Source organism: Synechococcales cyanobacterium T60_A2020_003 (assembly GCA_015272205.1).
Lineage (GTDB): Bacteria > Cyanobacteriota > Cyanobacteriia > RECH01 > RECH01 > JACYMB01.
Genome location: JACYMB010000038.1, coordinates 1 through 11,039, shown reverse-complemented (window position 1 = coordinate 11,039; position 11,039 = coordinate 1). Strand labels below are relative to the sequence as shown.

The following is an 11,039-nucleotide window of genomic DNA, read 5'->3' as shown; positions in this document are numbered from 1 at the left end:
AGGCGATCGCCCTGGCTCAGCGTCCTGATGTAATTCTCTGTTCCTTTGGCGATATGCTGCGGGTTCCAGGTTCCGGACGAATCGATTTACTCAGCGTCAAAGCTACGGGTGGAGAGGTTCGGATGGTCTATTCGCCCTTAGATGCTCTGACGATCGCCCAGAATCACCCCGATAAAGAGGTGGTGTTCTTCGCGGTAGGCTTTGAAACGACGGCACCCGCGACGGCGATGGCGGTCTACCAAGCCAAGCAGCAGCGATTGACCAACTTTTCCCTGCTCGTGTCCCATGTGCGGGTTCCGCCTGCGATGGAGGTCATTCTTTCCTCTCCCGATTGCCGAGTGCAGGGGTTCCTGGCCGCAGGCCACGTTTGTACCGTGATGGGTTACCAGGAATATGGGGCGATCGCGGCTCAGTATCAGATTCCGATTGTGGTGACCGGATTTGAGCCTGTGGATATCTTGCAGGGTATTTATCTCTGTGTTCAACAGTTGGAACAGGGACGGCATGAGGTTGAAAATCAGTATGCGCGATCAGTACGGTCTCAAGGCAATGAAATTGCTCAACGCTTGATGGAGCAGGTGTTTGAGGTGGTTCCTCGGACTTGGCGCGGCATTGGCGAAATTCCCCACAGTGGTCTCGGTCTAACGTCTACCTATGCCGATTTTGACGCTCAGCCTAAATTTGCGCTACCTACGATTTCCGATGCTGCATCAACCCCATCGGAATGCATGAGTGGACAAATCTTGCAGGGACTGATCAAGCCCCCTGCTTGTCCTGCCTTTGGCGATCGCTGCACGCCCGAACATCCCCTGGGTGCGCCGATGGTGTCCTCCGAGGGAGCCTGTGCCGCCTACTACCGTTATCGTCATCGAGAGGATGGTCGTTGATCTATGGTTTGTATCGTTGCAAAGGATGAGAACGTGGCTCATCACAGATAGAAAAAAGACGGGGATCTACGGCATTACACTTCTTGGTAGTGCATTTTAGTGCGGGGCAGAGGAAAAGGGGGTATTCCCTTGCTCGACCAACTTCCGTCTGATTTGGCGATTGTAGTCATGGATGAACAACCAGATAGCCCCAAAAGGAATTTATAAGAAGCAATTCTGCAAAGTGCTGGCGCGATCGCACGCAAGACGGTGAACGGGGTAAGCCTTCTTGGTCAAATGAAACAATCACCTTGAACACGAGATGGCCTAGTTTTTATGCGCCGATGGATAACGCCGTTGGTCTTTCAGATGATCACGCGCCCACGAAAGTTCGCAATGAGGTGCATTGTCGTCGCTGTGGGGGGCATCTCGGCCATGTATTTGATGATGGCCCTGCACCGACTGGGCTGCGATATTGTATCAACGGAATTGTCTTAGCGCTCACCTTCGTACCCGCCTAATGTTTGTGGGCAGGAACAGGCGATCACCCCCTCCGTTCTGACGTTCTCAGTTAGCCACCACAGGTTCTTCATGACAGCCAAAAAACTGTCTAATCCTCCGTAAAAAGATTGATGAAAGTCCCTTATTGTAGAGGTGTTAACCGTACAAGAACCGTACTTCGGCAAGGGATTATCCGGCACCAGCGGTTCTAAACTCTGCCTAGTATTACCCATGACCGTGTCTAACTTCTCGCCTAAACCGTTTTTTCCATCTGCTGGATCGAAGTCTGCAGTCGCTAGTCGCGTGTCTCCTTGGTTGACTCCGGTGGTTTATCCCTTAGGGTGTCGGTTGGTTCTGCCGCTGTACTTCCGGAACCTAATCGTTCATGGGGTTGAGCATATCCCCACCGAGGGGCCTGTGGTGTTGGCTCCCACCCACCGGGCGCGATGGGATGCCTTGACGGTTGCCTATGCGGCTGGACGCTGGGCGACCGGGCGCGATTTGCGGTTTATGGTGTCGGCTAACGAGGTGCGCGGCATCCAGGGTTGGTTTATCCGTCGGTTGGGTGGCTTTCCTGTGAATCCTCAAAATCCAGCGATCGCCAGTTTGCGCCTGGGCGTTGAAGTGTTGCAAAACCGCGAGATGCTGGTGATCTTTCCCGAAGGTGGCATTTTCCGCGATCGCCAGGTGCATCCCCTCAAACCAGGATTGGCACGACTCGCGCTACAGGCAGAAACCAGTCAGCCGGGTTTAGGCGTCCAGATCGTACCTATGAGCATCACCTATGGCAATGACAGTGTTAGCTATGGCTGTGGTATGACGATCCGCATTGGTGCGCCCCTATCCGCAATAGACTACGCTCAAGGCACACCCAAAGAATCGGCCAAGCAATTAACCGCAGATCTTCAGCACGCCATTCAGTCCCTAGATGGGGGCTTTCTGACGCCGCAGCCTATTTCAGTCAATCTCTAATAGTTTCCTCCAGCAACCGATCCAGCACTGGAACCGCTGCGGTCGTCCCCCGTTGCTAACTCAAAGCTCAAAACTCAAAACTCAAAACTCAAGATGGCATGACCTGCTCCAGATTGGGGCGATCGCTTGATTCTCGGCAATAAGGATGTGAAACTTGGGAGCAATTGCCCTGAATTTCCCCTATTCAACGTTTGTCCAGTCTATGGTGGTTGTCCAATCTAATGAGTTTGAGGGTGGCGTTCCTAGTCGTTTACGCTTTTGGCTAGGCGTTGCTGGAATTGCCCTGCTGTCCCTAGGACTCCATTTTTGGCGACTGGGGCAGTTTAATACCCTCGTGTTTGATGAGGTGTACTATGCCCGATTCGCAGGTCATTACCTGTTGGGGCAGCAGTTGTTTGGTGGACATCCCCCCCTCAGCACCTACATTATTGTCCTAGGAATTTGGATCGCCCAGCGGACTCCCATTGGCGATGGGGGTATTCAAAATGGGCTGACGGGGTTAATGCTGTCCCCGGTGGACTATCGCTGGATTGATGCGCTTACAGGCAGCTTGCTCCCTCTGCTGGCGATCGCCCTCGCGTGTCAACTGGGCATCGTGGCAGGGGTATCTGAGACGCGGCGGCAATGCTACGGCCTGGTAGCCGGACTCTTTTTTGCCCTGGATGGCTTTTTTTTGGTGGAGTCTCGCTATGCCCTGATCAACATCTACATGGTGTTTTTGGGGCTATTGGGACTGTGGGCGGTGCTGTGGGCGATGGCGGGGAAGCGGCTGTGGCGATGGCGACTGCATAGCGGATTCCTACTGGCGGGGATTGCGTTGGGGGCATCCGTGGCGGTGAAGTGGAATGGCCTGGGCTTTATGCTCGGTCTCTATGTTCTGCTGGGACTGTCTTATATGCTGCACGGCTGGGCACGATGGCAAACCGGACATGCAGGACTGGGGCGATCGCTCGTGGCGCGATTTGCCTCTATTCCGCTGGGCTGTGGGATTTTGTACTGGGCGATCGTGCCTGCCTTGACCTACTATTTAGCCTGGATTCCCTACATTCGACTAAATCCAGAGCGCAATTTTTGGCAGTGGCACGCCTATACCCTGGACTACCACAGTCGGATTGGCGGGCCAGATATTCACCCCTACTGCTCGGCTTGGTATACCTGGCCGCTGATGCTGCGCCCGATCGCCTATTTCTTCAAAACCGCCCACGCCCGTGGCGAACCTGCCCCTGTGATCGGCCCGCCGCTTCCCAACAGCCAATGGGCGATCGCCTACGATGTTCACGCGATGGGCAATCCGTTTTCGTGGTGGTTGGGCACAGCGGCGATCGCCCTCGTGCTCGTGATGGTACTGGTTGGACTCTGGCAGTGGTTTTTCTCATCTAGCACCCAGCCCTTGATGCTCCAAAGCAGCAGTTTTGGAATTGCGCTATTCCTGGGGGTGCAGTGGGCGGCAAACTGGTTGCCCTGGCTGTTGGTCAGCCGCTGTGTATTTATCTATCACTACATGAGTGCGCTGGCATTTGCGCTGTTGGCGATCGCCTGGTTTGTGAGTCTGTGGCTGCAAAGCGTCATTCCTAGCCACAGACTGATGGGCATGACCATTGTTTGGATCGTAGTAGTGGCCTTTGTGTTTTGGGTGCCGCTCTATTTAGGCATTCCCCTCAGCGGCGCAGAGCTACACTGGCGGCAGTGGATCCCCTCCTGGGTTTAAGCCCCCATGCCGGAATAGCGCTTTAGCCCCTGTCGCCACAGCCAGCGATTCGCAACCATAAAGATCGCGCTCCACCCGACTAAGGCGGCGATCCCTGCGACTACATTCACCGGACGACCAATCAGTAAACTCGCCGGAAAGCCAATCATGTAGGGGAAGGGCGTCCACAGCACAATTCGCTGAACGACGGGCGGAAAGATCTCGATGGGGGCAATCAGTCCTGATAGGAATAGGTAGAACAGAAACCAAAACTGCTCAATGGCAACGGCTCGCTCAATCCAAAAGGAAAACATTGCCAGGGTGTACTGAATCGCAAACCGCAGCACGAAGGACAAAAACAGCAGCAGCACAAACAGCAGACAGGTTCCCACCCCTGGAAACCACAGGGCTTGCGGATACAGCACAAAGAAGAACCCAATCAGCACCACAATGAAGGGCAAGCGGGCGAAGCGCTCGGCAAAGTGCGAAATAAAGTGATGCCAGCCGGGATCCAGGGGTTGCAGTAATTTGGGCGATAGCGTTCCCTCTACGACCTGTCGTTCAAATTCCCAGATCACCCAGACCACCGTGAACTGACGCACGATGAACACCGCCAGAAAATAGCGGACAAACTCAATCGATGAAAAGGCAAACTGCCCTGACTGGGACGCCTGCACCCACACCCCCATCAGGATAATGGGCAAACTGCCGGACAGCATCCAAAACAGCAGTTCGGCGCGATATTCCACCATGTAGGCGTAATAAACCGAGGTTAAGACGCGGGCAACCTTCCAAGGATGACGAATCCATTGCAGCATCAGGCGATCGCTCCTTGTTGAAACACCCGACCGATGACCTCTTCCACCGGGGGATCGGTCACGGTTAGATCAGTCACTTCTAGATCCACCAAAATTCGCGCAACGGTTTGGGTCAAGTCCTCGCGCCGGATAATCAACCGCACGATACAGCCGTCCATATCCTCCACGTCACCAAAGGATTCCAACTTCCGGCGAATATCCTCAGAACAGCCCTTTTCCGCCGAGGTGTTTGCCAATTCCACCTGCACCTCACGATAGGGGGCAAAGCGTTCCAGCAGTTCGTCGAGATTGCCGTCATAAATCAGTTGCCCACTGTAAATCAGCAAGACGCGATCGCACAGAGCAGTAATATCAGCCATGTAGTGACTGGTGAGCAGCACCGTTGCCCCGTAACGCTGGTTGTATTCCTTCAAAAACTCGCGCACGCTGACCTGGGCGTTCACGTCTAATCCCAGGGTGGGTTCATCGAGGAATAAAACGGTCGGACGGTGGATCAGGGCGGCCAAGAGTTCGGCCTTCATCCGTTCCCCCAGGGACAGTTTACGAACAGGTTGAGTCAGTTTGTCTTGAAGGGATAGGAGTTCGGCCAGTTCTCCGACGCGATCGCGCAATTCTGCGTCTGATAACCCGTAAATCGCGCCATTAATGGTGAGCGAGTCCATCGTTGGCAAATCCCAGATAAGCTGCTGCTTTTGCCCCATCACCAGGGTAATTTGCTTCAAAAAGTCCGTCTCCCGCCGATAGGGTACGTATCCCGCCACCCGAACGTCACCGCTAGAGGGATGGATGAGTCCAGTGAGCATTTTGAGCGTAGTGGTTTTGCCTGCTCCGTTAGGGCCCAAAAAGCCAACGACTTCCCCCGGTTCGATGGCAAAGCTAATCTCTCGCACTGCATCCACGTTTCGGTAGGTGCGGCGGAAGAAATGGCGCAGGGTGCCTGCCAATCCCGGCTCTTTGACCGCGACTGGGTAGCGCTTGCTTAGGTGGTCAACGTTAATGATTGACATGGACGCCTCGTGAGTGATTGATCTGCATAATCCCAGGGAGGATGGGGGAGTGGGGAAGTGGGAGAGTGAGTGAGTAGAGGAGCAGGTTGTACGCTGCGTTAGCGGTAGCGTAACGCATCAACGCCTTACATAGGTTGCTACTACAGGTTATGTCATCTACCCATAGCCTGAAGTCTAAACTCACAAAGCTATTAAAGAATTCTTATGCTTTTCTAATCTTTCAAACATTACAGAATGTAAACCATAATAATAGGTGCTCTCCCGTGTAATTGAGCTTACTTCGCGATTTTCAATCCACTTCGATATATCCACCAGAAAGCACAAAGGAACGTCTATGACCATTTCACGGCTGAATGAACGAGAGAGTGGCGCAGCAATTGGGTTAAAACGCCTTGTTCCTCGGATGGCGACGCTGGTCATGCTAGGGCTTGGAGCCTTATTTGTGGCAGTGGGAGTGTCCTGGCAGTTGGGACAGCCTACGATCGCCAACGGATTTGCCCAATTAGAAGCTCTTCAAGATGCCCCGCCGCTGGGTGTACAGGTTATCTTTAGTCAGCCAGATTTGCTGTTAGCCCCTACCATTGGGCTTTTGCTGATTGTGTTTGGCGTGATGAAGCTATCGCCAACGCCGCAGCCTTGGTCGCGTTGGGTTGTGGTCAGCATTATTTTGATCTTGACCGGGCGTTATGTGCTGTGGCGATCGCTCTCCAGCCTGAATCTCAACACACCGCTCAACGGTATGTTTAGCCTGCTATTGCTGGGATTTGAGCTGATTACCATCATTACGGGTAGTCTCCAACTGCTGTTGCTGTTGCGAAGGCGCGATCGCCGCCGTGAGGCTGATTTGTACTCTGAGGCTGTTCTGTCTGGGGACTTTCTGCCCTCGGTGGATGTGATGATTCCCACCTACGACGAGCCAGCGTTCATTTTGCGCCGCACGATTATTGGGTGTCAGGCGATGGAGTATCCCAACAAAACCATCTATCTGCTAGACGATACCCGCCGCCCCGAAATCCGCACCCTTGCCCATGAACTGGGATGCCAATACCTCACCCGTCCCGATAATCGCTTTGCCAAGGCCGGGAACCTGAACCATGCGATCGCCCAAACGAGCGGTGAATTAATTACCGTATTTGACGCTGACTTTGTGCCTACGAAGAATTTCCTGACACGCACTGTGGGCTTTTTCCAACAGCCTCAGATTGCCCTTGTACAAACGCCGCAGTCGTTTTACAACATTGATCCCGTAACCCGAAATTTAGGATTAGAAAAAATCACTCCCCCCGAAGAAGAAACCTTCTATGACCACATTCAACCGCTGAAAGATGGTGCAGGCGGCGTAGTCTGTGCCGGAACCTCCTTTGTGGTGCGGCGGCGATCGCTGGAGGAGGTCGGTGGATTTGTCACGGAGTCGTTAAGTGAAGACTACTTTACGGCGATTCGCATTGCCGCCCAAGGCCACCAAGTCATCTATCTCAACGAAAAACTGAGTGCGGGGCTAGCCGCAGAAAACATTGCTGCCCATGCCATGCAGCGGGTGCGGTGGGGACAGGGTACCTTGCAGGCTTTCTTTATCTCATCCAACCCCCTCACCATTCCAGGGCTATCCCTAATGCAGCGACTCAGCCATTTGGAGGGACTCTTAAACTGGTTTAGCATTACGTCCCGCGTTATCTTTCTGCTGATGCCCTTGGCCTATGCTTTTCTGGGAGTGATTCCTGTTCAAAGCAAAGGCGTGGAATTGGTGTACTTTTTTCTGCCCTACTATGCGGTGCAGCTTTGTGTGTTCGCATGGCTAAATGGGCGATCGCGGTCGGCATTTCTATCCGATGTCTACTCCGTCGTGTTGTGCCTTCCCCTCTCGGTGGTGGTGCTCCGAGCCATACTGCGTCCCTTTGGCAAGAGTTTTAAGGTAACGCCGAAGGGAACCGCAAGTTCACGCTTTGTCTTTAACTGGACGCTGGCATGGCCGCTGCTAGCTCTCTTTATTGCTACGGCAGTCAGCATTTGGATGATTATGAATGACGGGATTGATCCGTTGGGACTGAGCGGGGTCGAAACCGCAGATATGCCTACCTTTGGGTTGGGTTGGTTTTGGAGTGCCTACAATCTCTTTATCTTGGGGATTGCACTCTGGGCAATGGTTGATGCACCAAATCCGTACACATCCCCGTGGTTTGATCTCCAGCGTCGGGTCACACTGCACATCCAAGCGCAGAGCGTCACACGGGATAATTCTGTTTATCCCTTTGTGCAAACGGGACGTAGATTACAGGCCACTGCGGTTCTGGAAGCAACCTCTACCCCCCGAACAACAGTTGTGGATGAGATTACCGATCATGCTTCGATAGGTCATTCATCGGGCGATCGCTCCCCCAATGAGGTGCTGTGGGGAACAACGACCTTAATGTCGGAAGCGGGAGCCGAGATCCGGCTTAGCCAGGCGTCGTCCCTCAGCATTTATCCAGAGTCTCCGGTTCCGGTCACGCTAACTCTACTGGAAGATAGACTGACCATTCCATGCCGCATGGTGCGAACAAGGTCTGATCAGGGGAAAACTATCGTGCGGGTTGAATTTCAGCCTTTGCCCTTGGCTCAGCAGCGTCGGTTAATCGAGCTACTCTTCTGTCGGCCTGGACAGTGGATGCGACTGAATGTGCCTAACGAATGGCGATCGCTCTTGTATATGGTTCGGGCTTTGCTCATGCCGCGCTTCCTGTTTGGGCGATCGCGCGATATCTCTGCTGTCCAGGTTAACCAAGATTAACGCCGGGGAATGCCGCTCTGGTAGAGCGATCGCTCCCTAGTTGCTCAATCTCAGACGCTAGATATAGCGGAATGTTGAAATCCAATGGTTCAAACCGTCGAAAGTTGCGGTATCGTTAATGCTGTTCCGGATGGTCTATACGGTCATCTGGGTACACTGGGATTAACCATCCGCAGGCATCCACAGGATTTGGGGCATTGGAAATGAGCAACTACTGGGCGATCGCTGTTGGTATCAATCAGTATCAGTTTTTTCAACCGTTGAACTACGCTCAGCGGGATGCCCAAGCCCTGCGCGATTTTTTAGTAGAGGAAGCTCAGGTTCCAGCGCAGCAGTGCGTTCTATTAACCGACAGTGCAGAGGCCGTCTTAGCAGGCGCACCCGTACCCAACCGAGAGGTCATCCTGGCGCAGATCACCCGTGTTTGCCAAACCCTTCGTCCCGATGATGTACTGTGGGTGTTTTTCAGTGGCTACGGGGTGCGAATGCAAGGTCGGGATTACCTGGTTCCCATGGACGGACATCCCGAAAAGCTACTCCTAACGGCGATCGCCCTAGACGAATTATTTAAAGTCTTTGCTACGGTTCCCAAAGCCCATATCATCCTGGCGCTGGATATGAACCGCAGTCAGGGATCGCTGCACGGTCAGGGGGTTGGCGATCAGGCTATTCTTTTAGCCAACAGCCATCAAAACTGCGTACTGCTGCTGGCGTGCCAACCGGATCAGTTTTCCCAGGAAACCCTGGCGCTCCGCCACGGATTTTTTACCGCTGCGCTGTTGGAAGGGTTGCGCTACGAGAATTGCCTCACTCCCGAATCGTTGTCCATCTATCTGCGCGATCGCCTGCCAGAGTTGACCGAACACCACTGGCGACCCACCCAAGCCCCGGTTACTGTTCTACCTGCTGAGGAAAAGTATGTGCTGCTGTTGCCCCAGGCGGCGGCCTTGGCAGTGGGCGTCTCTACTCCAGTGGCGGAGGGTGTGGGCGAATTCCGCCCGACCAGTGTAGAGCCACAATTGCCCGATGGGGGACGCCCCAAAGCGGGAACACCACGATCGGCAGTAGTGGGGATGACGGGAACTCCACCAGCAACGGTTTCATCTGGTCTGCCCACCCCCCCTCTGGTCAACGAATCCATGCGATCGCCCACCCCCGATTCAATGAGCCTTCAGGAGCAGTTTGCCGAGATCTGGGCCGATTCCTTCTGGCGATTGCTCATCCTGTGGGGCGGTGGAATTGCTCTGGCCTTGATGATCGGCGTGGTGGTACGCAATCGAGAAGTGTTCACCTTTCCCTCGACGCCAGAGCGCGCACCTGCCAATCCCTCGCTTCAGTCTGGTACGCCAACAGATCTGGAGACTCCCAATGCATCTCCCCTTCAGCAGGCGATCGCGGCCATGGGACAGCCCACCGACCCCAGCCTTGCCGGACAAACGGCGGCCTTTGCCAATGCGATCGCGATCGCCCAAGCCATTCCCCCCTCGGATCCAACCTATGCCGACGCCCAAACCAGCATTAAACGGTGGCAAATGACAACCCTGGACTTAGCCCAAGCCCAAGCCGCACAGCAAGACTACCAAGGGGCGATCGCCTCGGTACAGGCGCTACTGCCGACGGACAACGCTGATGTAGAAGCGGAGGCGCAATCCTTGCTGGTGTCGTGGGAAGTTGCTGCGAAGAATCAAGCCATTCTCGCCAAGGCGCAATCCCTGGCACGCCCTGACCAAGCCTCCTCGCTCAATGATGCAATCGGGACGGCGCTCACCATTCCCAGCGGTCAGCCTTTCTACGCAGAGGCTCAGCAGTCCATTGCCCAATGGAGTCAGGGAATTCTAAAATTGGCGACGACACGGGCGGAAGCTCAAGACTATGGGCTGGCCGTCCAGACGGCTCAACTTGTGCCACCGGGAACGGTTGCGTATGATGGAGCACAGGCCGCGATCGCCCAATGGCAGGAACAGGCCATTCAACAACAAACTGCTAAACCGTCCGAGGCATCTGACTCTACGGAATCGTCTGGTTCGGGAGTATCGACAGAATCGGCAGAATAGCTCCTCTGCATCTATCCTCCATTTCTCTGCTCGTCCTGGGTGCGATCGCCCAGTCGTTCCCACGGGGTGTGGATTTTATTTAATCCGGTTTTGGCGCAGGCGCAGGTTCATCCTGATCGCACAACCGATACGGTACGTCTGGGAAACTGTGCCGTGTACTGCGATATTGAAGGTGGAATTGAAAGCGATCGCAATCTATTTCATAGCTTTAAAGCCTTTTCCATTCCGGATATTGGTGCAGTCTCTTTTCGATGCCCGTCCTCGCCAAAGCACAGACCCCCAACTACTGTCTGTTGCCCCCTCGGCATTTTTCTTCCAAAGGGTTCCCGCTCCGATCGATGTCGCCACCAATGGTCTGAATCCTCTT

The 11,039-nt window shown here is 54.2% G+C and carries 8 protein-coding genes; 6 read left to right on the top strand and 2 right to left on the bottom strand.

Annotated features, from left to right (window positions below):
- From hypD to IGR76_02240, 4 genes are all read left to right on the top strand, one after another.
- Nucleotides 1–887, top strand: an 887-nt coding sequence (hypD, locus tag IGR76_02255) for a hydrogenase formation protein HypD (GenBank protein MBF2077356.1), incomplete at its 5' end; no start/stop codon positions are given.
- A 323-nt stretch (nt 888–1,210) separates the two neighbouring features.
- Nucleotides 1,211–1,387: a peptide-methionine (R)-S-oxide reductase gene (locus IGR76_02250; GenBank protein ID MBF2077355.1), complete on the top strand. Its 177-nt coding sequence runs from the start codon at nt 1,211–1,213 to the stop codon at nt 1,385–1,387.
- Nucleotides 1,388–1,598: 211 nt separating this feature from the next.
- Nucleotides 1,599–2,339, top strand: coding sequence for a 1-acyl-sn-glycerol-3-phosphate acyltransferase (locus IGR76_02245; GenBank protein MBF2077354.1), 741 nt, complete (start codon nt 1,599–1,601; stop codon nt 2,337–2,339).
- Between the two features lie 202 nt (nt 2,340–2,541).
- Nucleotides 2,542–4,047, top strand: a complete 1,506-nt coding sequence (locus IGR76_02240) for a phospholipid carrier-dependent glycosyltransferase (GenBank protein ID MBF2077353.1) — start codon at nt 2,542–2,544, stop codon at nt 4,045–4,047.
- Here the strand turns inward: IGR76_02240 and IGR76_02235 are convergent.
- Both IGR76_02235 and IGR76_02230 read right to left on the bottom strand, forming a co-directional pair.
- Complete coding sequence (locus tag IGR76_02235) at nt 4,044–4,844, bottom strand: ABC-2 family transporter protein (protein MBF2077352.1); 801 nt, start codon at nt 4,842–4,844, stop codon at nt 4,044–4,046. The two genes, IGR76_02240 and IGR76_02235, sit on opposite strands and share 4 nt — an antisense overlap.
- On the bottom strand, nt 4,844–5,851 hold the full coding sequence (locus IGR76_02230) for an ATP-binding cassette domain-containing protein (protein ID MBF2077351.1): 1,008 nt from the start codon (nt 5,849–5,851) through the stop codon (nt 4,844–4,846). Before IGR76_02230 ends, IGR76_02235 begins: the two co-directional genes overlap by 1 nt.
- 334 nt (nt 5,852–6,185) lie before the next feature.
- On the opposite strand from IGR76_02230, the gene IGR76_02225 reads away from it, so the two are divergent.
- Together IGR76_02225 and IGR76_02220 are read left to right on the top strand one after the other, a co-directional pair.
- Nucleotides 6,186–8,618: a glycosyltransferase gene (locus IGR76_02225; protein MBF2077350.1), complete on the top strand. Its 2,433-nt coding sequence runs from the start codon at nt 6,186–6,188 to the stop codon at nt 8,616–8,618.
- A gap of 203 nt (nt 8,619–8,821) precedes the next feature.
- Nucleotides 8,822–10,672 (top strand): caspase family protein, encoded by a 1,851-nt coding sequence (locus IGR76_02220; GenBank protein ID MBF2077349.1) that lies wholly within the window; start codon nt 8,822–8,824, stop codon nt 10,670–10,672.
- Nucleotides 10,673–11,039 lie beyond the last annotated feature (367 nt).